The 23,670-nt window shown below is 65.5% G+C and carries 16 protein-coding genes and 1 pseudogene; 7 read left to right on the plus strand and 10 right to left on the minus strand.

Annotation, left to right across the window (positions count from 1 at the left end; translation table 11 throughout):
- Positions 1-13: 13 nt before the first annotated feature.
- The 7 genes from J2X34_RS27230 to J2X34_RS27260 all read right to left on the minus strand — a co-directional run bounded on the left by J2X34_RS27230 (position 14) and on the right by J2X34_RS27260 (position 6,610).
- Complete coding sequence (locus J2X34_RS27230; RefSeq protein WP_114723944.1) at positions 14-745, minus strand: polyprenol monophosphomannose synthase; 732 nt, start codon at positions 743-745, stop codon at positions 14-16.
- Positions 746-845: 100 nt separating this feature from the next.
- Positions 846-1,247: a VOC family protein gene (locus J2X34_RS27235; RefSeq protein WP_429520258.1), complete on the minus strand. Its 402-nt coding sequence runs from the start codon at positions 1,245-1,247 to the stop codon at positions 846-848.
- Positions 1,248-1,317: 70 nt separating this feature from the next.
- Positions 1,318-2,541 (minus strand): DUF418 domain-containing protein, encoded by a 1,224-nt coding sequence (locus J2X34_RS27240; protein WP_429520259.1) that lies wholly within the window; start codon positions 2,539-2,541, stop codon positions 1,318-1,320.
- Positions 2,538-3,140 carry a TetR/AcrR family transcriptional regulator gene (locus tag J2X34_RS27245; RefSeq protein WP_429520260.1) on the minus strand — a complete coding sequence of 201 codons (603 nt, stop codon included), beginning with the start codon at positions 3,138-3,140 and terminating at the stop codon, positions 2,538-2,540. Before J2X34_RS27245 ends, J2X34_RS27240 begins: the two co-directional genes overlap by 4 nt.
- A gap of 141 nt (positions 3,141-3,281) precedes the next feature.
- Positions 3,282-4,235: a tyrosine-protein phosphatase gene (locus J2X34_RS27250; RefSeq protein ID WP_114723941.1), complete on the minus strand. Its 954-nt coding sequence runs from the start codon at positions 4,233-4,235 to the stop codon at positions 3,282-3,284.
- A 27-nt stretch (positions 4,236-4,262) separates the two neighbouring features.
- Entirely contained in the window at positions 4,263-5,423 is a 1,161-nt protein-coding gene (locus J2X34_RS27255) for a hypothetical protein (protein ID WP_114723940.1), read from the minus strand.
- Positions 5,423-6,610 carry a phosphotransferase family protein gene (locus J2X34_RS27260; protein ID WP_114723939.1) on the minus strand — a complete coding sequence of 396 codons (1,188 nt, stop codon included), beginning with the start codon at positions 6,608-6,610 and terminating at the stop codon, positions 5,423-5,425. The genes J2X34_RS27255 and J2X34_RS27260 overlap by 1 nt, the downstream gene beginning before the upstream one ends.
- A 211-nt stretch (positions 6,611-6,821) precedes the next feature.
- Here J2X34_RS27260 and J2X34_RS27265 point away from each other — a divergent pair, with 211 nt between their 5' ends.
- A complete protein-coding gene (locus tag J2X34_RS27265) occupies positions 6,822-7,415 on the plus strand; it encodes a TetR/AcrR family transcriptional regulator (RefSeq protein ID WP_114723938.1) in 594 nt (197 codons plus the stop codon).
- A 14-nt stretch (positions 7,416-7,429) separates the two neighbouring features.
- Here J2X34_RS27265 and J2X34_RS27270 read toward each other — a convergent pair whose 3' ends face one another.
- On the minus strand, positions 7,430-7,576 hold the full coding sequence (locus J2X34_RS27270; protein WP_181818929.1) for a hypothetical protein: 147 nt from the start codon (positions 7,574-7,576) through the stop codon (positions 7,430-7,432).
- A 143-nt stretch (positions 7,577-7,719) separates the two neighbouring features.
- Here J2X34_RS27270 and J2X34_RS27275 point away from each other — a divergent pair.
- From J2X34_RS27275 to J2X34_RS27285, 3 genes and pseudogenes are all read left to right on the plus strand, one after another.
- Positions 7,720-7,785 (plus strand): annotated as a pseudogene (locus J2X34_RS27275) (hypothetical protein); the annotation flags it as partial.
- Between the two features lie 609 nt (positions 7,786-8,394).
- Entirely contained in the window at positions 8,395-8,766 is a 372-nt protein-coding gene (locus J2X34_RS27280) for a nuclear transport factor 2 family protein (protein WP_429520265.1), read from the plus strand.
- Positions 8,767-8,857: 91 nt separating this feature from the next.
- Positions 8,858-10,390 carry an acyl-CoA synthetase gene (locus J2X34_RS27285; protein ID WP_174913894.1) on the plus strand — a complete coding sequence of 511 codons (1,533 nt, stop codon included), beginning with the start codon at positions 8,858-8,860 and terminating at the stop codon, positions 10,388-10,390.
- A gap of 95 nt (positions 10,391-10,485) precedes the next feature.
- Here J2X34_RS27285 and J2X34_RS27290 read toward each other — a convergent pair whose 3' ends face one another.
- Both J2X34_RS27290 and J2X34_RS27295 read right to left on the minus strand, forming a co-directional pair.
- Entirely contained in the window at positions 10,486-11,241 is a 756-nt protein-coding gene (locus tag J2X34_RS27290; protein WP_114723935.1) for a M23 family metallopeptidase, read from the minus strand.
- 421 nt (positions 11,242-11,662) lie between these two features.
- Entirely contained in the window at positions 11,663-14,269 is a 2,607-nt protein-coding gene (locus J2X34_RS27295) for a helix-turn-helix transcriptional regulator (RefSeq protein WP_429520261.1), read from the minus strand.
- 1,666 nt (positions 14,270-15,935) lie between these two features.
- Between J2X34_RS27295 and J2X34_RS27300 the strand changes: the two genes are divergently transcribed.
- The 3 genes from J2X34_RS27300 to J2X34_RS27310 form a co-directional block, all read left to right on the plus strand.
- Complete coding sequence (locus J2X34_RS27300) at positions 15,936-16,952, plus strand: NADP-dependent oxidoreductase (protein ID WP_429520262.1); 1,017 nt, start codon at positions 15,936-15,938, stop codon at positions 16,950-16,952.
- Between the two features lie 526 nt (positions 16,953-17,478).
- Complete coding sequence (locus J2X34_RS27305) at positions 17,479-20,991, plus strand: indolepyruvate ferredoxin oxidoreductase family protein (protein WP_429520263.1); 3,513 nt, start codon at positions 17,479-17,481, stop codon at positions 20,989-20,991.
- Positions 20,992-21,198: 207 nt separating this feature from the next.
- Positions 21,199-23,670 (plus strand): beta-ketoacyl synthase N-terminal-like domain-containing protein (locus J2X34_RS27310; RefSeq protein WP_429520264.1); only part of this gene is annotated, 2,472 nt, incomplete at its 3' end.

Genomic DNA, 23,670 nt, shown 5'->3' on the forward strand with positions numbered 1-23,670 from the left:
GGCCCGTGAGTTTTCAGCGCTTGCCGAACCGCAGCTTCCACGGCACCAGTGCCGACTCGAGCTGCACGGCCAGGCTCATCTTCGACACGCCCTCGATGCGCTCCTCGAAACGGATCGGCACCTCGGCGATCTTCATGCCGCGGCTGGTGGTCCGGTAGTTCATCTCCACCTGGAAGGCGTAACCGTTGCTCTGGACTCCCGCGACGTCGATCGCTTCGAGGGTGCGGGCGTGCCACGCCTTGAACCCGGCGGTCGCGTCCTTCACGCCCAGTCGCAGGATCGCGTTCACGTAGAAGTTGGCCCACGCCGACAGCGCCTTGCGGTGCCACGGCCAGTCGCTCGCGACCGCACCCCCCGCCACGTATCGCGAACCGAGCACGACGGCCGCATCGGTGGTGGTCAGGGTGCGGATCATCGTGGGTATGACCTCTGCCGGGTGCGACAGGTCGGCGTCCATCTGGACGACGATGTCGGCGCCCTCGGCGAGCGCCCGGGTCATGCCGGCGACGTAGGCGCGGCCCAGGCCGTCCTTCTCGGTGCGGTGCAGCACCCCGATGGGGAACGGCGAGTCGATCGCGAGCTTCTCGGCGACCTCGCCGGTGCCGTCGGGGGAGTTGTCGTCGACGACCAGCAGGTGCAGGTTCGGGACCTCCAACGCCGCCAACCGCTCGACGATCTTCGGGAGGTTGTCGCGTTCGTTGTATGTGGGTACAACGACCGTCGTCTTCGGTGAACTGCTGTCCATGGTGCCTTCCTGATGATCACGGAGTCGTCTTCGGCAAAGGCGAGTCTGGTCATGAAAGGAGGCGATGGCAACTCACCTGGACTTTTGATGCAGGTCAGCCCTACGGTTCCGTGATGTTGACCATCCAGGAGACGCCGAAGCGGTCCGCGCAGGCGCCGAACACGTCGCCCCACATCTGCTTCTCGAGGGGAACCTGGACCGTCCCGGACCCCGACAGCGCGTCCCAGTAGCCGCGCAGTTCGTCGGCGTCGTCGCCGCTGAGGCTCACCGCCATGTCAGTGCCGGCCTTGTACTCCATGCCGGGCGGGGTGTCGGCTCCCATGATCGTGAAGCCACTGCCGGTCTCGAGCATGGCGTGCATGATCTTGTCGTTGTCACCCGGCGCGCCGAACTCGCCGAAGGTGCTCATGTTCAGCGTGCCGCCGAACACGCTCTTGTAGAACTCCATCGCCTCGCGCGCGTTGCCGGCGAAGCTGATGTAGGGATTGAGTCGAGAGGCCACGGGATGCTCCTGGGGTCGTCGCGGATACTGCCGATCGATGACGCGGGAACTGCTCTTCGTGGCTTCGACGCTACCGCCGATCATTCGGTGACGGGGTCGTTCGAGGAGAGCGCCACGGCGGGACGGCCGCGAGTGTCGCGGCCCGCAGCGCCCACTCCGCCGGGCCGTACGGGTGCGCACGCAGCCACAGTCGGCTGACGATCATCTGGGCGGCGAACACGATCGGCACGACGGCGATCACCGCCGCCGGCGGAAGCCGATCGACCAAGCCGAAGCCGTAGCCGGTGAACAGCACACCCAGTGTGAGCGACTGCAGCAGGTAGTTGGTGAGCGCCATCCTGCCCATCGGGGCCAATGCCGTCTCGACGCGCCCACCGAAAGACGTCCGGAACAGCAGGATCGCGGCCACCACGTACGCGGCGGTGAGTGCCGGCGCCGTCAGCTGCCCGAATCCGAACGCCACCGTCTCGAGCCCACCGCCCGGTGCGTAGGCGGCCGCGAGTGCGTACGCTCCGGCACCGATCAGTCCGAAGGGGAGTCCGAAGCGCAGGACCCGATCGGCGGCGAAGCGGTATCGCTCCGGGCTCGCGAACATCCGTACGCGACCGGCCGCGAAGCCGAAGAAGAACATCGCCATCGCGCTCGGCGCCTGCAGCACAGCGAGTGCGCCGAGGGTGTCCGTGAGATGCCCCGAATGGAACCCGAGCGTCGCGGCCGCGTCGCCCTGGAACGCCGCGAGCTTCCCGGCCGCGTCACCCGCGGCCGAACCGGTGATCTCGCCCGCAGCCAGTTGCGCGAGGCCGAGGAGCATCCAGACCGCGGACGACCCGACGATCAGCGCCGCGCCGAGCCGGAGTGCGGTCGACGGGGATATGTTCCGGCACGCCAGCAGCACGAGCCCCAGCACGGCGTAGGTCGAGAGGATCTCGCCGTAGTAGAGGAACGCGCCGTGGAGGAGTCCGATGGCCAGTAGTCCCGTCTGCCGCCGCAGCATCCGCGGCACGAACCCACGCCCCGCACGCTCGGCGGCGGCCATCTGCAGGGTGAAGCTGTACCCGAACAAGAAGGAGAACAGCAGGTAGAACTTGGTCTCGAACAGCAGCGACACCACGAACCGCACGGCGTGATCGAGCCCGCTGTCGAAGCCGGGGTTCGTCTCCGTCGATGCGTAGTACGGGTCGGCGAAGGCCCAGACGTTCACGGCCAGGATGCCGAGCAGGGCGAACCCGCGCAGCGCGTCGACGTTCTGCAGACGTCGGGCACGCTCCGGGGCCCGCGACGTCGTGCCGGTCACGAGGCCGCCCCTCGGAGGAGTTGTGCGACGATGCGCCGAAGCACCGCGGACTGTGTCTCCGGCTGGAAGTCGGGATCGGCCGCGACGCGGGCGAACATGCCGTCGACGAGCGCTGCGATCCAGGTCGACGCATCCTCGGCTGTGAGGTCGGTGTCGAGTTGTCCCGCGTCGTCGGCACGTTCCAACAGATCCTCGAGCGCCTTCCGGAAACTCAGGTCGTTGGCCTTGAACAGCACCGCCACATCGTCGTCTCGGTGGGCGAGCGCCGAGATTTCCAGCGCCAAACCGGAGTACGTGGAATCCGCGGCGAGACGGCAGACGTCATCGAGCAAGAGCAGCAGCGCACCGAACGGGTCGTCCGAAGCGCCGAGTTCCGCAACCGCCGACGCGGTCTCGGTGCCGTCGCGCTCGATCAGCGCCAGCAACACCGCCTGCTTGGTCGGAAAGTAGTGGAAGAGGTTTCCGGAGCTCATGCCCGCGAGCGCGCAGATGTCGGCGGTGCGGGTGGCGTGATAGCCGCGCTCGGCGAAGCACCGGGCCGCGGCGTCGAGCAGTTCGGTCCGTTTGGCCCGCCGTGCGGCCTCGTCGACGGTTCGCAAGCTTGCTCCCGGGTCGAAATTAATAAATTGAGTAGTCACTTAATTAATAACGGAGGCGTGAGTCGGTGGCAAGTGGGAAACGAAAGAACCCGGACGGTCCTGGTCGGGGACAGGACCGTCCGGGTGTATTGCGGGCAGTCGTCAGAAGACGAGCTTGCGCGCAAGCTTTGCGATGGTCATCTGCTCGAGACCGAGCCCATCGGCGAGATAGGAGACCGGGCCGCCGTAGTCGGCGCGCATCTGCTCGAATCCGGCTTCGAGGTAGCTCCGATCGACGGCCAGGACGGGTTCGAGGTTGAGCGCGGCCTGGTCGCCGAGGGCGCCCCGGATCTGGGCGAGTGTCGCCGTGTTCGACTCGGCCAGGTACTCGTTGCTGAGCAGGTAGTCGTCGAAGATGGCCTGCTCGGGAACCCCCGAGATGCTCAGGAGGAGCGCGGCGATCCAGCCGGTGCGGTCCTTGCCGGCACTGCAGTGGAAGAGCACCGGGCCGTCACTCTCGGCGATCTGCGTCAGCAACTGCTTGAAGCCCTCGCGCCGCGCAGGATCGGTGACGAAGCTGCGGTTGGCGTCCTCCATGAACTGCCGGCCCTGCTCGGGCGACTGGATCGTCTGCGCGAGCGTGATCAGGTCCCCGAACTCGACGGGGATGTGCGTGTAATCGGCACCCGCCGGAATCTTGTCGGGGCCGCCGACCATCGGATTGGAGATCTCGGACTGACCGCGGAGGTCGTAGATGTGCGTGACGTTCAGCGACGACAGGGTCGCGAGATCTTCTTCGCTGGCGGACGAGAGTGCGTTGGCGCGGTAGAGCACGCCACGCTTGAGGTGGCGACCGGCGAGGGCCTCGTAGCCGCCACCCTCGTTTCCGGCGACATCCCGGAAGTTGGGAACCGATGCCAGGCGCGGCGTCGGAGCCAGGTGGACGTCGGACGACGCCGTCCCGAGCGATCCGAGGGCGCCCTCGGGAATCGGCAGCTGGCCCAGATCCAGTGCCGAGGCGATCGTGTTGCCGGAGAGGAACAGTCCTCCGGCGAGGAGCAGTGCCGTGGCGGACCGGGCGGTCCGCGTGCGTAACCGGCTGGAACCAACCTTCATCTCGTGTTCCTTTCGTGGTGGGGTGTATCAGGGGGCGACGTCGCCGGCGCCGGTGAAGCCGTAGCGGTCACAGGGTCCGATGACCGCCACCTCGAAAAGTCCGGAGCCCACAATGGTCTCGCCGTTCTCGCTCAGTGTGAACCGGGACAGGTTGTCGACCGGGCAGAACATCTTCTTCCACGGCTCGATGTCGGCAACCTTCTCGCGCAGGCCCTGGACGACGAGTTCGCCCTGCCACATGCCATGGCGCCAGTCCTGTTCGAGTCCGTAGCCGGTGCCCACGCCGAGGTAGTGGGGGAGTACCGGTTCGCAAGCGACGGTGAGGATCTCGTCGGGCTTTCCGTATCCACCGGGGCGGTGGAACTCGAGGGTGCCCGCGGCGATCTCGCGACCTCCCGAGATGAAGGTCAGGTCGTGCTCGGGACGACCGAGCCACTCGGGTTCGCGGGTGCGATCCCTCCACACGCGGGTGGCGTCCTGGATGATGCGGCGGCCCTGCCGGTCCTCCTGCATGATCGCGACGATCGAGAAGTCGTCGAACTGCATGATCGCGTAGATCCAGAAGAAGTTCTGATCGCCCGCGAGGGACGGGTCCGCGCGACGTCCCGGCGGCTCGGCCTCACCGACCGGACGGACACCCCACGACCGGTCGCGGTTGCCTCGCCACGTGTCGGGGGTGACCGGAATCGTCTCGCCGTCGACGGTGAGAGTGCCACTCCACGTACCGGTCTGGACGAACCGCTGCGTGTCGAACGTGACCCGTTCGAGCTGGCGGTGGAAGTGTCGCGCCTCCAACGCGGCCGGCACGTCGGACTCGAAGACGAGGTCGAACGACAGGTCCGGCGCCTCCGCAGTGGGTTCGAGGACGACGCGCAGCCGGTGCAGACCCTCGAGCACCTCGATGCGCAGCGGTCCCACCGTGACATCCATACGATCGGAGCCGAGCGCCTTCGACGTGCGGGTGACGATGTGGTCGTTGCCGCGGCGGAGTACCGCGAACCCGTCCGTGACACCGAGATTGGGGTACTGGCCCAGCCCGATGATGAGGAACAGCGGTTCGCCGTCGTAGTCGAGCCCGGGGTGGCAGTTGAAGTAGTAGCGGTCGTAGAAGTTGCGGTCGGAGGTGCCGACGTGACGGATCGGCTCGGCGATCTGGTGCACCGGGAAATCGTCCATGGGGGAGAGCATCAGGCGACCCCCTGCCCGTTCACGCGGTCCCAGTAGGTGCCGTCGAGCATCTCCTCGACGGTCTTGCGGTGCAGGATCATGTCGTTCGGGTCCTCCGGTGCCGGGGCTTGTCCGAATGCGACCGCGCGGCTCTGCACCCGGAACATGATGATCGCGTGCCGCAGTGCGGCGTACAGCGTGTAGAAATCGAGGTCTGCGGCCTCGTGGCCGCTGATCTCCCGATACTTCGCGACGACGTCCTCGCGGCGCAGGAAGCCGGGCAGGCCGGGAAGTCCTGCGACGCCCGCGAGGTCCTCGAAGAACCGGTGCTGGAAGATCATCCAACCGAGATCGATCTCCCGAGGCCCGAGGGCAGCCATCTCCCAGTCGAGCACGGCCGCCGGCTCGAAGTCGCGGTAGATGACGTTGCCGACGCGCGAGTCACCCCAGCACAGCACGGCCGGTCCCGTGACCGAGGGCCAGTGGGCATCGAGCCAGTCCAGGGCGCGCTCGATGAGTGGCACCCGCGGGCCGGATTCGACGACCCACTCGTAGTAGCGCCGCTGCCCGTCGACGTGGGCGCGCAGCGCGGCGTCGGCGGTGACGGCGCCGGAACCGAGATCGTCGCGCAGGCTCGGAAAGAGCTGGGCGGGTTCGGGAATGGCGTGGAGGTCGGCGAGCACGCGCACCGATGCATCCTGAAGGCGGCGACGGTCCTCGTCTGATCCCTCGGACACCCACGACCCGAAGTTGTACGGCATCACGTCCGGCGGCACCAGGCCGTCGACGCGCTCCATCACGAAGAACTCGCCGCCGAGTGGCTCGGGGGAGGGTTCGGACCAGTACACGCGCGGCACGGGGACCGGTGAGTGTTCGCCGACGGTCTTGATCACGTCGAACTGCTGGGCGATGTTGTACGACGGGAAGATCGGGACCCCGGTCGGGGCGGGGGCGATGCGCGCCACCAGGTAGTGGTGACGCTGTTGCCCGTCCTCGTTCCACAGGGCGTCGAAGAGAACCGTCTCGTTCGACATTCCGTTCGCGGCCGGCACCTGTACGTCGGTGACCTGTGGATCGGCGTCTGCGGGCAGCTTGGTGCGCAGCCACTTCTGCAGGCGAGAGCCCAGTTCGGCAGGATCGGTGCGGGACTGACCGGGCCTGGCGACCTCGGAGAAATCCTGGTCCTGTGTCGTGTTCTCGGAACTCATGACGTCCCTTCGACGTCGGGAGGCGCGCGACGCCTCGCATGCGTGAATTCGTGCGGTCCAACTGGTGCAGCGGGTACGGCAGGAAGAGCGGGTAGGTCGACGGCCCCGGTGTGTCGGCGGGGCGGGAAAAGCTCTAGCCGATACATTCCGTATCGACTACGACGTGACACAATGTAACGCCCGTCACATCTCTACGCAAGGGGTTTCACCGATGTCCAAGAAGCGGCAAGCGCAGCACCGTCTTGGGCCGCAACGAAACCCCGAGATCGACGACGCCGTCCTGCAGGCCACACGTGAGCTGTTGGTCGAGAACGGATATGCGGGGACCTCGATCGACGCGATCGCGACGCGCGCCGGTGTGGGGCGGCCGGCCATCTACCGACGCTGGCCGTCCAAGGCGCACATCGTCCACGATGCGGTGTACCCGGTGGCGGAGTCCGAGAACGTGTCGGACCTCCCGATCGGGGAGGAGGTCGAGCGGCTCACCTACGGCGCGGTGGCACTGTTCGGCGGCCCGGCCGCGCGTGAGGCGGTGCCCGCGCTCATGAGTGAGGTCCGCACCGACGAGACGCTCCGCCAGGCGCTGCTCACCGATCAGCTCGAGGTGATCCGCGAGGAGTTGGGGCGGCGCCTACGCGCGGGCGCGGCGGCCGGCGAACTGCGGGACGGCGTCGACCCGGACACGCTGCTGGACGTCATCGCCGGCACGGCGATCTTCGCGCAGTCGGTCCGCGACGTCCAGGATCAGGACGGGCTGTCGGCGGCGCTGGTCGACATCGTGCTGCACGGCATCCTGCCGCGGTGAGGTCGGGGCCGAGGTCACCCGGCCAACTCGTCCGGGCCGATCTCGTCGGACTGCCATTGCCGCGAACCCAACGGCGAGTCGAGTCGCAGCCGGGCCCAGGCTGCCCACGCCGCGGCGAGGGCGATTCCGATGGCGAGCGTGACACCCGTCCGAACGTTCATGCGGGCAGCTTAGGGCGACACGAATATTCGTGTCGCCCTGAGCGAGTATCGGTTACTGTGCCGTGGCAGGAGGGCGCATGGACCGTGGCAGGAGCGCCGGCGGATCACCGCCGACCGACCGGGTGATGTCGGTGATCGAACTGATGGCCGGACGCGGCGCTCCGTGCACCATCGCCGAGGTGGCGGACACGCTGTCCCTGAGTCGATCCACCGTGGGTGCGATCCTGGGGGCGCTCGACGTCCGCGGTTGGGTGCGCCGCGAGCCGAACCTGAGCTACCGTCTCGGTCCCCGACTGGCGGGGGTCGGCGAGGCCGCGCGCACGGCGCTGGGGGCGCCCGACGGCGTCGACGACGCCCTCGCGCGACTGTCCGAGGCGGTCGACTGCGGTGCGGCGCTCGGTGTCGTGTCGGCCACGGAACTGACCTTCGTGGGTGTCAACGCCGGCCGTGGACGACTGCCCGCAGGCATCACCATCGGCACCGGGCTACCGCTGCGGGCCCCCGCGGGTGCGGGCGTGATCGCCTTCGCCGATCCTGCGCGACAACGAATGTGGCTCGACACTGGCCCTGCGGGAGCGGGTGCTGGTGCTGCTCGGCGGTATCAGCGGCCGGCCTTACAGCGCAGCCGATCTCGACAGCGACGACGCGCTCCCGGTCAGCTATCTCGTGGCGCCGGTCTTCGCGGCGGACGGCCGTGCCGCGTGGGAGCTGCAGATCGGGCCGTTGCGCTCCGCGGCGTCGCGTGGCGAGCGAGCGCACTACATCGAACAACTCACCCGAACCGCTCGGGAACTGGATGGAAGAACAGGAGTGAACACATGAGCGCTGCCGGGGATCTGGTCACGGAGTTCTGCGGGTTGTGGGCCGACCCGGACCCTGCCGTGCTGGTGAGCTACTTCACGGAAGATGCTGTATACCACAATATTCCGATGGATCCAGTGAAGGGCAGGGACGAGATCCGCGAGTTCATCTCGGGTTTCGTGGCGGCCTTCGACGGGATCGACTTCCGGATCCACAAGCAGGTCGCGTCCGGTGGCACCGTGATGAACGAGCGGACCGACGTGCTGCGCGGCATGGGGAAGGAGACCCCGTTGCCGGTGATGGGTGTCTTCGAGGTGGTGGACGGCAAGATCGCCGTGTGGCGTGACTACTTCGACATGGGAGCGATCACCGCCGCGTTCGGCGGCTGACCGGGCGCCGCGCAGGCTCGCGAAACTACACAACGGATGCGCCGAAAGAAACCCCTTACGCAATAGTTGGACGTCCTATAACCTGCGTCACATGAGTGAGGATCCGCGCACCGACACCGTCGACGGCGTGCTGCGCCGGGCTGCCGCACGGCAGCCCGGCCGCACTGCTCTGACCTTCGACGACCGCACCTGGACATACCGAGAGCTGGATGATGCTGTCACACGCGGCGCCGCGCGCCTACGGGCGCTCGGTCTCGCGCCGGGCGACCGGGTGGCCGCGTACGGCGTCAACTCCGACGCCTACGTCATCGGTTTCCTGGCCTGTGCCCGCGCCGGCCTGGTGCATGTCCCCGTCAACTACGCGCTCACGGGCGACGAACTGCACTACCTGCTGGCGCAGTCGGGAGCGCGGGCCGTGCTCGTCGATCCGAAGTTGGCGTCGACGCTGGACACGGTGCGGGACACGCTCGTCGTCGAGCACGTGATCCCGCTGCGCGACGACGCCGGTTCGCTGCTCGCGTCCAGCTCCGCCGGCGACGTCCCGGAGTACCGGCCCGGGGCCGCGGTGGACGATCTGGTGCAGTTGCTCTACACCTCGGGAACCACATCGAAGCCCAAGGGCGCCATGATGACCCACGGCGCGCTGGTCCACGAGTACGTGTCGTCGGTGATCGCGCTCGGACTGGCCGCCGACGACAATCCGTTGATCTGTATGCCGCTGTACCACTCCGCGGGCATGCACGTGTTCATGCTGCCGTACCTGTCGGTGGGCGCGACGGTCAATCTCATGCAGTCCCCGGACATTCCGGAGATCCTGCGCCGCATCGAAGCCGACCGGATCGGGTCACTGTTCCTCGCGCCCACCGTATGGGTCCCGCTCGCGAGTCACCCCGACCTCGAGACCCGCGACCTGTCGTCGCTCACCAAGGCGCAGTACGGGGCGTCGATCATGCCGGTCACGGTGCTCAACCGCCTGCGCGAGCGGTATCCGGCCCTCGGCTTCTACAACTGCTTCGGGCAGTCGGAGATCGGACCGCTCGCGATGGTCCTCGGGCCGGAGGAGCACGAGGGGCGGCCGTCGTCGTGCGGGCGGGCGGTGTTCTTCGTCGAGGCCCGCGTGGTGGACGCCGACGGCAACGACGTCGCGGACGGTGAGCCGGGTGAGATTCTCTATCGCTCTCCGCAACTGTGCCAAGGATATTGGGACAACCCCGAGGCGACGGCGGAGGCCTTCCGTGACGGGTGGTTCCATTCCGGGGACCTGGTGACGCGGGACGCCGAGGGGTTCGTGACCGTCGTGGACCGGATCAAGGACGTGATCAACACCGGCGGGATCCTCGTCGCGTCCCGCGAGGTGGAGGATGCGCTCTACACACATCCCGCCGTCGCGGAGGTGGCCGTGGTCGGCACCCCGGACGACAAGTGGATGGAGGCGATCACCGCGGTCGTGGTGCTGCGGGGTGACGCCGATGCCGTCGATGCGGAGTCGCTCATCGAGCACGTGCGGGGCAAGATCGCGCCCTTCAAGGTGCCCAAGCGGATCCGCTTCGCCGACGAGCTTCCCCGGAACCAGAGCGGAAAGCTCCTCAAGCGGGAACTCCGGACCATGCTGGACGCGGTCTAGCATCGGCCGGAACTGACGACGTGAATGGCCCGGCCCCAACGGTTTTACGTTGGGGCCGGGCCAGTCACGCTGTCTGTGGTGCAAGCGGCGAGGGACTACCAGTTCACGACGACGCCGCTGTCGTGCAGCCAGATCAGCGGATCGACCTGGATACCGGCCGGATCCCAGACCTCGAGGTGCAGGTGTGGTCCGGTGGACTGGCCGCGGTTGCCGACCGTGGCGATCTGCTGACCGGTGGCCACGCGGTCGCCGACACCGGCGGTGAAGGTGTCGACGTGCCCGTAGACGGTGATGTGGCCGTCGTCGTGCAGCACGCGCACCCACTGGCCGAAGCCGGACGCGGGGCCGGCGTTGATGACGACACCGCCGGCGGCCGAGAAGATCGGCGTGCCGAGGTTGGCGCCGATGTCGATGCCGTTGTGGTGGGTGCCCCAGCGCGGTCCGTAGCTGGAGGTCAGGAAGCCGGCCACAGGCTGGACGACGGGTGGCGGTACCGGAACGATGATGGGTACGGGCATCGGCGCCGGAATCGGTGCGGCCTGCGGTTCGGGCGCCGGCGCGGGCGCCAGCAGCTTGGGGGCGGGCGTCCACTTCTCGGCCGACGGCGGCGTCCACTGTGTCGTGGCGGCCTCGGGCGTGGCAGGAAACGCCGGGATGTCGATGCCGGGCAGGAACGGGCCCGCCGGAAGCTGGAGTTGGACGTTGCCGATGGTGGGCAGACGCAGCGGCGCCGCCGACGCGGTGGTGGCGCCGATCTGAATGCTTCCCGCGAGCAGCGCACCGGTGGCGACTGCGACCGCTGCGGCCTTGACGGAGCGGCGGCGCAGGGACGTCAGGGTGTGGGAACTCATCGTCCTGTGGGGATTGGCCACAGTGGATACCTCATCTGTGTCTCTGGTCGGCCCGGTCGGGAACCGCGACCGCGGATCTTTCGTCACGGAAATGTAACAAAGCGGTATCAACTCGTCCACCGTGATCGAATCTTTACCTTGATGAGTTATGTACCGACCGGTTTCGAGGAAACCCCCTGGTCAAAGCCTCATGGGCCCCAAAGCGGACACGCGGGCGGCCCGGGCTTCGCGCTATCGGACCGATGGGTTTGGTCGACTTCCGCGGCGTATGTCGAGGTGAGGCCGTCTCTCCGGTCTCGGGGGCGCATAAATTACGTCACTGTGACACAGTGGGTCGGGATCGACTGCAGACCGGTTCCGCCCCGGCTCGAGGAATCCGGTCGAACCGTGCCGTTCGACGTGGCGAGAAGTGACGGCAATCTCACGGCCTGGGCGACTGGAAGTGTGCCCGTGCCGGTGGATCCGCGGGGCTCGCGACGATGCCGAGCCTTCGGCCGGTGTCCACCGCGTCCCGGCGGGTGTGAACGCCGAGTTTGCCGTACAGGCTCGTGCGAAAGCTCTTGACGGTGGCGGGCGAGATGACGAGTTTCGACGCGATCTCGCGCGAGGTGAGCCCTTCCGCGAGGCCTGCAAGGATCTCGTTCTCACGTTCCGTCAGTGCGGGGAACGAGAGAGCCGCCGGGTAGTACTCAGCACTACGTGATGCCAAGGCCTCGGTGACGTGGTGGGACGAGCTGCCGGTGAGGTCGTGCAATGCGGCGACGACATGTCTGGGCACCGTGAGGAATGTGCTTCGGATTCCGGTGCGCTCCGATATCCCGCACGCTTGGGTCCAGGGTTGGACGGCTGCTTTCTCGTTGCCGGTCGAGTACAGCGCGGCGGCCTCGACGACGAGTGCTTCGAGATGAGGACGAGTGTAGGGGCCGCTGAACCAGTTGAAGCGTCGGCACGTGACGATCGCGGCATCGTGGTCACCGGTGACGAAGCGCGCTCGTGCCGACGCTGCCACCGACCACGGCGTGTTCTTCGGAGTCGATTCGGCTAGTTGGATTGCGCGCCAGGCATTCCCGTCTGCAAGGTGGACCTCGATCTCGATGGCGTCGAGAAGGGCGGTGACGAAGCTGCCGCGCGCCCGTGAGCGCGGTTCGGAGCACTGATCGAGGGCGCGCAGGCCGATGTGGGGATCTGCGGAGGCGATGGCGTACCGGCAGCGTGCATACACGACAAATGGCCACAGCTCGGTCACGGGGGGAAGGCGCTGTAGCCTGCCCAGCGCGGCTCGTGCGGAGTCGATGTCGAGGGTGTCCAGTGCAACGAGTGCCCGCGCGGCGTGCCCGCCGACCTCGACGAGCCGTTCGGTCATCGAATCCGTCGTCGAGCCGTCTCGCTGGTGTGCCAGCCATTCTTGTGCACGCTGCGGCTCGCCGACGAGCGCCCAGCTGAGTGCGATGTTGTATGCCGAGTTCCGGGCGGTGAAGTCGATCCCCCTGGAGCGTCCGAGTTGGTGCGCGCGCACGAGTTCCCCGATGGATGCACCGAAGTTGCCGTCGAGTTGATAGGTCAGTCCGCGTTGGAGCCGGGTGAAGGCCAGCCCATAGGTGATCTGCTCGTCGGGTTGATCTGCCAGCGCGCGGTCGAGAATCTCCCCGACTTGCCGGGTGACCGCTGCGGCGCGGGTGTATTCGCCGGCCAGGCGGAGCATGATCGCCCGGTGTGAACCGGTGCGGATTGTGCTCGTCTCATCCAGCTTGTCCTGGTGTTCCAGTTCAGGTACGTGTCCGGTCACGGCGCCGTCCAGACCCGCCAACAGTTCTCGACCTTCGCGCAGCCGCGGATAGGCGGTGATTACGCTCTCGGGAAGTTTGAAGATCGCCTCGCGTACCGCCGTCAGATCGGATCCCAGGAGCTCGTACCACCGGGTCGTGAGCAGGCGCACGACGGCAGGCCAGGCCTCTGCTTCAGCGGCGCACCGGAGTGCCGCCGCCTTGTCGTTCCGATCGAGGTGATACTGCGAGAGTCGGGTGAGGTCGGCCCCCGGATCGATGCCCGCCTCTCGCTGTGCCTCGAGAAGGGCGGCGCGCACGGCCGACGGAAGGCGCCAGAAATCTCCCTTCGCCGTTGTCCCGAGATGTTCCACGACACCGGAACTTTCGAGTGCCTCCAGGTGTGAAATCGAGTTCGGACCACCGCCGAGGAAGGCGGCGACCTCGGAGGAGAGGGTATGCGCGGTGGAGGTTGTCAGGAGGAATTCGCGGCGCGGTGCGACCCGGGGATCGGCAAGGATCGTCGTTCGGATCTGGGCGGTCACTGCTGCGGCGAGGTAGCGTTCGAGGATTTCGAGTCGGTGGGGGAGTGCAGGTAGCTCCGCGGTTACGCGCAGGGCGCTCGGCATCAGCGAGGGTAGGCCACCGGTCAGTCGCCGGACGAGGTCGATCTCCTCCTCATGTAGGTCAAGTCCGTTCTCGGAGAACAAGTGTCGTATGTCGTCCCTGGCGAAGGACAGACTGTCACCGTCGAGGAGGTCGTGGGCAGGATCCATCAGGTGCGAGTCCGCAAAGATCGGCCTACCGGTCATCGTCACGACGACGTCGACGTGGTGGCATGCTTCGACCAAGTCGAGGATCTGCTGCTCGAGGTCTGGAGCATCGACCAGATCGACCCGTTCGAGAGCGAGCCGGACAGGTGTGGAGGTGTCCTCGAGGGCGTGCCGGACGGTATCCGCCCATGGCTCGCTACCCGGGCGCACGTGTTCGGGGCCGACCGCGCCCGCCGACAGCAGTCGGGCCGCGATCAGTTCCCAGTAGCCGTCCGTGTCGGTCGGCCTGTTCGGCGGTGGAATCCGGACGCCGAGATATCCCGTGCTCGGTCCCGACTCCAGCCAGCCCGTGACCAGCGCCGACTTGCCGAAACCGTGCGGCGCCCGGAGGACGACGAGGGGGCAGTTCCTGCCGAGGCGGGACAGGAGTCGCGCGGGGGAAGGAACACTCCCGGCCGCGTGGCCGGACGCCCGGACGATTTCCGTGACCATCGATATCCTTCGATCCGTGCGAGCGTGGCACCGACGGTCACGACTGCAACTCCTGCAAAACGGCCCTTCGGCACGGCCCGGGGTGGTGTCCGGTGTGCGACGGGCGTGCCCATTATCTACCGGATGTGGCGCGGCGGCGGTGTTGCACCGGTAGGTCCGTGGAGGTCCGTGAGGCAGATTGGTACCCGTGTGTCGCAGGGCGAATGGCGAGAGCGGCCAGATCGAGCCGAGGTCTGCGGCACTGTTGTCCTCGCGCCTGAATCCTTTGGGTGCGGGGCCCACGGGGTACCTGTGTCGGCTGTTTGGTCGGCATCGAAAGGGACCTGGTATCCACGGCGAGAGGGTTGCCGGCGGCGCAGATTGCGGGCATAGATCAATCCGCTGTCGGTCGCGAGAAAGGCGAACAGGACGAGGATCAGCAGTCGGTTGCTGGAGCGCTGGCCTTGTCTGTGTCTGATCATCGAGCTTCCTCGTCGTTGGCGGCGGCACCTCCGTATCCGATCGTGAGAACCTTGAGAACCTTGAGGACCTTCGAACAACACGGACACGTTGGGAATCAGAGAGTTTGACGCTCAGCAGTGCAAAGTGCTGTTCTGCGTCAACGTATGTGTTCTTTCGTGCCACGGGGTTGCGTGCGCACGGCACAGACATCAAAGGTGGGTCGCAAAGAGACGGTGCGGCCAGCCGTCGGATACACCGAGCGGGCCGGCTAGGTGCAAACGTGCATGTTTGCGCGGACGGACGGGAGTGGTGCATTTTGGGCAGTTACCGTCGAGGTCGTGCCGTGCCGCGATTCGGTGCCTCACAAGCATCAGCTAAGGCGATGAGAAGTCTCGACTTGGGCTTACTCGGGGGACAGTGGGTTTTCACGCGCGAAAGGAGTTGGATTGTCCAGTCGCAAAGACCAAAGGGCCGGCGCGTCGGGGTGCTCCGCAAAGTCCGCGACGCACCTCATCTCTGTAGCTGACTCTGACGGCGTTGACGGTCGGGTGACCGCGCCGATGGCCTCGGCGGCGCCTCAGTCCACGTTCACGTGCGTCCGTCGTCGAGGAGGCCAGCCTCGGGTTCCATCCCCTGCGAACGATCGTGCTTCCTCCAATGGAGTAGCTGTGAACCCAGAGGCGTCTGGTCCTTGGCAAACCTCCGGCCTTCGTAGATCTATCATCGAGATATGTTGGAGTGAAAACGAATTCGTCGTCTCGTGCTGCGCTGCGTGGAGATGTGTGACAGAGTTTCGGAACGCTCTACCCGTGCGGCCGTTCGCGACGGAGTAGCCGGTCCGTGTGTGGAGCGCATCCGCTGCAATTGGAACGAGCATGGTGTGGAATCGGGGTCCGCATGTCATCTCACGATGTCTGCCATCGTCGGTCATCGAAGTTCGATGGGGTCGTGGGTGTTTGGTGCGGAAGGGATGCCGCGCCATGGATGTTCTGAGGCATGCCAGTACGTACCGTGTGGACCCGCGGAGCGGAATGTTTGTCGTCGGTGATGATCCTGCGGCGAAGTTGCCGGCGGCCCCGGTTGTCAGCGAGCGCACACTGGCCGCCAGGCGTTCGGGTCTTCTATCCGAGGAACGCGCGCGTGAGGTCGTGATACCTGCATTGCAGGCAATCGCACTGTCGGCGACGTCGGGGCAATGAAGATAACCAGGAAGTGGAGGAGAATTATGACGCTCATCAACCAGGCATGGGTACTGGCAGATCGGCCGACGAGTACTGTGGGAGATGAACTCAAGCTCGTCGAAATGCCGGTCGATGCTGTTGGGGACGATCAGATCCTGGTCCGGAACTTGTATCTGTCGCTCGATCCTACAAATCGGCTATGGATGAGCGATCGCGACCAGTACATGCCTCCTGTCCAGGTTGGAGATGTCATGCGCGGCACGACTATCGGACGTGTTGAGCAAAGTAGGTCGGCAGACTTCGCTCCAGGTGACTATGTCCTCATTGTGTTTGGTGGCTGGCAATTGTATTCCATTGAGGATTCGGCCTCCGCGCGACGCATACCGGGGAGTAGCGGCCTACCTCTCTCGTCCTTCCTGTCCATTCTGGGCACGACTGGCATCACAGCCTACTTCGGGGTGAAGGACATCTGCCGCCCCCAACCTGATCAGACCATCGTCGTCTCTGCTGCTGCAGGTGCTGTTGGGTCTATCGCTGGCCAGATTGCAAAGATGCAGGGTAGTCGTGTGATCGGCATAGCGGGTGGCCCGGAGAAGTGCAGCTGGTTAGTCGATGAACTCGGTTTCGACGGGGCGATCGACTATAAGAATGAGGACGTTGGGTCGGCGCTCGACCGCCTGTGTCCTTCCGGCATCGACATGAGCTTCGAAAATGTCGGCGGTGCCATCATGAACGACGTCTTCTCGCGACTCAACACTCACGGGCGGATGGCGCTGTGTGGCTTGATTTCCGGATACAACGATGAAGGTCCGTTGGCAGGTCCTACGGACTTCGGCCGAATCCTTATGCACCGACTGACAGTTCGCGGGTTCCTTGTCAGTGACTACTTCTCACGCCTCGACGAGGCGGTGTCGGATCTTGCCTCATGGATTGGTGAAGGTCGGATTGTTTGGAAGGACCACATCGTCGACGGACTGGAAGTGGCGCCGAAAGCGCTCAACCGACTGTTCCGAGGTGAACATAACGGCAAGCTGATCGTGCGCATTTCCGAGGAATCCTGAGCATCGTGAACGGGAAGCGCCGTCGCTGTTCGTCATTTGGCGAGAGCCCAACTGCACCAGTTCCGGCAACGCAGTAACGTCGGGTGCCCGCTGGGGACAACGATCGACTTACTGTCGTCCCCAGCCGGGCATGTCGATTGAGCAAGTCAGCTGAAGTGCTGCAGCGGGCTGGACGACTGCACTTTCCGGATGCCGTTGGAGTGGGCTCCATCCGCCAGTGGCATCGAGATCTAACGAGCGTCGCAGTTTGCGAGCCACATAGTGTGCGGACACCGTCGTGCGTGTCAGTGCGCGGCTGTGAACCCTGACTCGTCTGGTTCTCGGGCGACGTCCGACCTTCGTCGATGAATCATCGAGACATGTTGGAGTAAATACGAATTCGTCGTCTCGTGCTGCGCTGCGTGGAGATGTGTGACAGAGTTTCGGAACGCTCTACCCGTGCGGCCGTTCGCGACGGAGTAGCCGGTCGGTGTGTGGAGCGCATCCGCTGCAATTGGAACGAGCATGGTGTGGAATCGGGGTCCGCATGTCATCAAACGAGGTTTGGCATCATCCGGCTACTGGCTACGATCTTGCCGATAGGTACCGGCACGGTTCAGGGCCTGTTCTGCTGACCGGTGTGCAGGCCATTGCCCGTCTGCTCGTGGAACAGAGGGTGCGCGACCGGCGTGCCGGGTTGAATACAGCGGCGTTCGTCTCGGGATACCAGGGAAGCCCTCTGGGTGGGGTGGACAGGATGTTGCTCGGCATGCCGAATGTCCTGGCCGAACACGACATCACCTTTGTGCCCGGGTTCAACGAAGAACTCGCCGCTACGGCTGCGTGGGGAAGTCAACACATCCCGGATCGAGCGAAGTTCGATGGGGTCATCGGAGTTTGGTACGGAAAGGGTCCAGGCCTGGACCGCGCGATGGATGTCCTGAGGCACGCCAATACCTACGGCGTAGACCCGCGGGGCGGGATGGTCCTTGTCGTCGGTGACGATCCTGCGGCGAAGTCGTCGACTGTGCCGGCTGTGAGCGAGCGCACCCTGGCCGCCATCGGCGTTCCGGTCTTCTACCCGAGGAATGCGCGTGAGGTTGTGATACACGGATTGCACGCGATCGCTCTGTCGCGGGCATCCGGATGTCTCGTGGCGCTCAAGATCGTGGCAGACGTCGCAGACGGGGCCTGGACCCTATCCGATGACGACCTGCGCAACGTGAAAATCGCTGTCCCACAAGTGGAGGTGGACGGCGTCCGGTACAAGTATCGGAAACGTCCGATGGACGTTGCGCCACAGAAGATCATGGAAGCGGAGGCGGACCTCGTCGGCCCGCGACGCCGCCTCGTCGACGCGTACATCGGTATGAACGCCCTCGGACATGTCGAGGGTAGCCACGATCGCGCAACCCTCGGCATCGTCGCCAGTGGTACCACCTACGACGCGGTCCGTCAGGCTCTCGTCGACCTCGGTCTCGACGACGAAAGGCTCCGATCGAGCCGCGTGCGCCTATTGCGACTCGGAATGGTTTGGCCTCTATCGCCTTCCACGGTCAAGGCGTTTGCGAAGGGGCTCGAGACGCTCCTCGTTGTCGAGGACAAGACGCCCTTCATCGAGTCGCAGATACGCGAGATCCTCTACGGGCACGAGGCCGCACCGATTGTCGTCGGAAAGCTGGATGATGCTGGAGACGAGCTGATCCCGTCGGGAGGTGAGCTGACTGCCGGTCGTCTGGTGCGACCACTGCGGCGTCAGCTGGGGCTTCGGCCCGGCCTGCGCAGCCCGCTCCCACCGCCCCTTCCGCTGGAGCCGCTCCCGGCCAAGCGCGCCGCCTACTTCTGTAGTGGATGTCCTCACAACCGGTCGACGGGACTGCCGGAGGGATCGATCGGGGCCGGCGGCATCGGTTGCCACATCCTCGTCACGATGTCCGGCCGTGCCGACAGCGCGGTCACAGGACTGACCCAGATGGGCGGGGAAGGGGCCCAGTGGATCGGGCAGGCGCCGTTCACCGAGGTGGGTCACACCTTTCAGAACCTCGGTGACGGAACGCTCTTCCATTCGGGTCAGCTGGCGATCCAGGCATGTGTTGCAGCCGGGGTGAACGTCACCTATAAGCTGCTCTACAACGAGGTCGTCGCCATGACCGGCGCGCAGGAAGCCGCGGGGATGCTGACGGTTCCGGACCTGACGCACAAACTGAAGCGAGAAGGCGTAGCACGGATCATCGTATGCGCGGATCAACCGCCACGCTACCGCCAACGCGACCTGGCGGAGGGAACACTGCTGTGGGAGCGGGACCGGCTCGACGATGCCCAACGGGTACTCCGGGACGTCGCCGGGGTCACGGTGCTGATCTACGACCAGCACTGCGCAGCCGATGCGCGTCGTAAGCGCAAGCGTGGGGAACTGCCGCCCAGAAGTACGCGTGTGGTCATAAACGAGGCGGTGTGCGAGGGATGCGGCGACTGTGGTGTCAAGTCCAATTGCCTTTCGGTTCAACCGATCGAGACCGAATTCGGCACGAAGACTCGGATCGATCAGACGTCGTGCAACACCGACTACACGTGCCTCGACGGTGACTGTCCGGCATTCGTGACCGTCCACGTGCCGGAGGAGAACTCGCGTCGGGAGAGTTCGCCGTCGTCGGGGTTCGCCGGACGACCTGAGCGACAGGATCCGCCGGTCCCACCGGTCGTTCCCGAACCTGTGGTGTCTCGTTCGATCGAAACGCGGAACGTACTCCTGGCAGGTATCGGTGGTACGGGCATCGTGACGGTGAACCAGGTACTGGCAACCGCCGCCTTGCGTGCGGGATTCGAGGTGGCGGGGCTCGACCAGATCGGACTCAGCCAGAAGGCAGGTCCGGTCGTATCCCACCTGCGGTTCTCGGCGGGCGCCCTCGAGCCGGCCAACCGTTTGTCGCCAGGGTCGGCCGACTGCATTCTTGCGTTCGACCTACTCGCGGCAGCGGACATCAAGAATCTCGAGTACGGGGCCCGTGAGCGAACGGTTGTCGTGGCTTCGACGAGCCGAACACCGACCGGGGACATGGTCTACGACAGGAGCATCGCGTATCCGGAAGAATGGTATCTGCTGGACCGGCTGCGCCGAGTCAGTGCAGCACTGACGACGATGGACGCGCTGGCTGCGGCTGACGTGATCTTTGGCGATGCGACGGCCGCGAACTTCCTCGTCGTCGGTGCGGCGTTCCAGTCGGGGTCCCTGGGGCTGCCTGCGGCCGCTATCGAAGAGGCCATAGCGATCAATGGCGTCGCCGTGCAAGAGAACATCGATGCTTTCCGTTGGGGACGCGCGGCCGTCGCGAATCCTGAGGTGTTCGAGGCTGCTGCAATGCCGAAGGTCCAGCAACGATCGAACGACGCTGTCGAGGATCTGTTCGATGACACCATTCTGACCGGGGAAACACTGCGCCGTACTGAGATACGTGCATCGGAGCTGGTGCCCTACCAGAGTGAACGAATGGCACGTCGGTACGTCGAGATCGTGCGGCAGGTATGGGATGCCGAACGGGCGGTGACGGAAGCGACGGCCTTCAGCGAGGCCGTTTCGAGTGGGCTGTACAAGTTCATGGCCTACAAGGACGAGTACGAGGTCGCTCGACTTCTGACCGATCCCGGCTTCGTCGCGGACGTACAGACACAGCTCCCCGGCGCCGTGCAGCTCACCTACAGGCTGCATCCGCCGGTGTTCCGGGCCATGGGCTTGGGGAAGAAGATTGCTCTCACCCCTCGCGTCCACTTGGCGTTGCGAGTTCTGGCGAAGGGCCGTGTGCTGCGCGGTACCCGACTCGATCCGTTCGGTTACGCGCGCGTCCGCCGGGTCGAACGAAAGCTGCTGTCGCACTACACCGACCTGGTGACGACACTGGCTGCCGAACTCACCGCCGAGAACTACGCCGATGCAGTCGGGGTTGCACGCCTCGCTGATGTCGTCCGGGGGTACGAGGACATCAAGCTGGCGAACATCGCAAAATACTGTGAACGACTGTCGGAATTCGGAATCGAACCTCCCGACGTGTTGATACACCCCTGAGTTCCGAACGTCGGCGCCGACGACCCGTACCGGTCTCTCACCCACTGCAGTCACGCAGCTGTCCCCTTGTGTGCTACGCGCATCGAACAGCCGGGTACGAGACGACCCCGGTCGTACACCGACACCTTCCCACCTTCATTCGAGCCCCCGCGCTCCGGCTGTGAATCAACTTCCTTCGCCCTTCAGCGATCGAGAAAGAGGAACGAAATGAACGAGCTCCCTTCGTCGGAAGCCTTCCCCAATAGTCCGGCACAGGGTCACGAGCAGGAGCCGTTCGCGTGCCTGCTGTCCGGTAGCAGCGAGGAGACATTGCGCTACTCGGCCATCGCTGTCGAGCGGTGGCTGAAGGAATACCCGGACTTGGAGACTGCTGATGTCAGTCTGTCCCTGGCGAATGCGCACGGCGAAGGTAGCTCTCGGGCAGTGGTGGTCGGTCGACACGTCGCGGACTTCTCGTCCGGTGTGGATGCACTGCTCCGGAACAGGTCTACGTTCAACGTTGTTCGCGGGACATCTCGCATCCAGCGTCGTCCGATCTTCGTCTTCCCAGGTCATGGAGGTCAGTGGCATGGAATGGGCAGGGCCCTGTTCCAGCAGTCCGCCGTGTTCCGTCAGCGAATCATGGACTGCAGTGACGCGCTGCGGCCCTTCATCGACTGGTCGTTGATCGACGTCGTCGAAGGGGCCGCGGGTCCGGAAGCGCTGGAACGGCTGGAGGTCGCACAGCCGACCTTGTTCGCGATGAGCGTCGCGCTCGACGCGGTCTGGAGGTCGTTCGGCGTCGAGCCGTGCGCGGTCCTCGGGCAGAGTATGGGCGAGATTGCCGCAGCACATGTGTCGGGTGCTCTCACCCTCGACGATGCGGCTCGTATGTCGACGGCATGGGCCCACGCACAGCGGGATCTCACGGTATCGGGTGAGATGGCGATCGTGGTCCTCGCCGCTGACGAGGTCCGGGAAAAGTTGCGCGAGTGGGAAGGCCGTGTGTGGATCGCGGGCACCAACTCACCGACATCGACGACGGTGGCGGGTGATACCGATGCGGTCACCGCCTTCGTCGACGCGATCCGCGGTGACGGAGGGCGCGCCAGGACGCTGGGTATCGGCGCGGCCGCACATACCGAACACATCGAAACCATGCGCGGAACACTTCTCGAGGAGCTTGCGGGAGTGCGAACGCGCACATCGGATATCCCGTACTACTCGAGTTGCACCGGCGGCCTGTTGGAGACTGAGGGGCTCGATGCGGAGCACTGGTACTCGGCGTTGCGCCGGCCGATGCGTCTGAGCGATGCCCTTGCCGCAGTGGTGTCCTATGGGGACGAAGCAGTGATCGAGATCAGCCCCCATCCACTGATGGCTGGCTGGGTTCGGGAGATCTTCTCCGACGACGTGCCGTTTCTCGGCACTCTCCGGCGCAACCAGGGCGGCCTCGATCGAGCTGTCATCGCGGCTGCGGAGGCCCATGTCAACGGGGTACCGGTCGAGTGGGCTGCTTACGCTGCTGATCGGGGCGGACAGCCGATCCCTATGCCCGCGAATGTGACCGATCCGGGCGAGACGACCGCGCCCTCCGAGCATTCGTCAGACGATCGGCGGCCCCCGGCTGCTGAACGGCAGAACAAGCTCGATGAGCGGGAACTGCTCGACCGTGTCCGTGGTGAGGTCGCGGCGCTACTCGGGTTCGCCGTCGACGACATCGCCACGGACACGTCCGAGACGTTCAAGGAGCTCGGGCTCGACTCCGTCATGGCGGTGGAGCTCTGTGTCCGGCTCAGCGCAGCAACGGGACTGGATCTTCGAGTGACCGACCTCTTCGACTACCCGACGCCCGAGGCGTTCGTCCGCCACGTATGCGATCCGACTGCAGCCGAGCGGGCCGCGCAGTGGGATGACCACGAACCGCACGGCGGCCCGAGCGATGATCCGATTGCGATCGTCGGTATGGCCTGCCGGTTCCCGGGAGGCATTCACAACCCCGAACAGCTCTGGGATCTGCTGGAGCATGAGGGAACGGTACTCGGCTCGTTCCCCACGAACCGCGGCTGGCCCGCCGATCCGTACGGGGGCGAGCGCGACGACGACGGCCAACCACATCCCCAGGTCGGCGGGTTCCTGTACGAAGCCGGTGATTTCGATGCGGGTTTCTTCGGGATCGGGCCGCGTGAGGCGTTGGCGATGGATCCGCAGCAGCGGTTGATGTTGGAGGTGTCGTGGGAGGCGGTCGAGCGGGCGGGGATTGATCCGGAGTCGTTGCAGGGCAGCAGCACCGGTGTCTTTGCGGGCATCAGCTCGCAGGACTACGGCGTGGGACTGCATCCCGTTTCGCGCGATCAGCACAACAGCCCGGCGGGGTACCAGATCACCGGCACCCTCACCAGTGTGGTGTCGGGTCGGGTGGCGTATTCGTTGGGGTTGGTGGGTCCGGCGGTGACGGTGGATACGGCGTGTTCGTCGTCGTTGGTGGCGATTCATTTGGCGGTGCAGGCGTTGCGTAGTGGTGAGTGTTCGTTGGCGCTCGCCGGTGGTTGCACCGTTCTTTCCTCTCCGGGCATGTTCGTGGAGTTTGCAAGGCAAGGCGGCCTGGCTCCGGATGGTCGGTGTAAGTCGTTCGGTGCTGGTGCTGATGGGACGGGCTGGTCCGAGGGTGTCGGTGTGGTGGTGCTCGAGCGGTTGTCG

Origin of the sequence: Rhodococcus sp. BE178 (assembly GCF_050433545.1) — a bacterium.
GTDB lineage: Bacteria > Actinomycetota > Actinomycetes > Mycobacteriales > Mycobacteriaceae > Prescottella.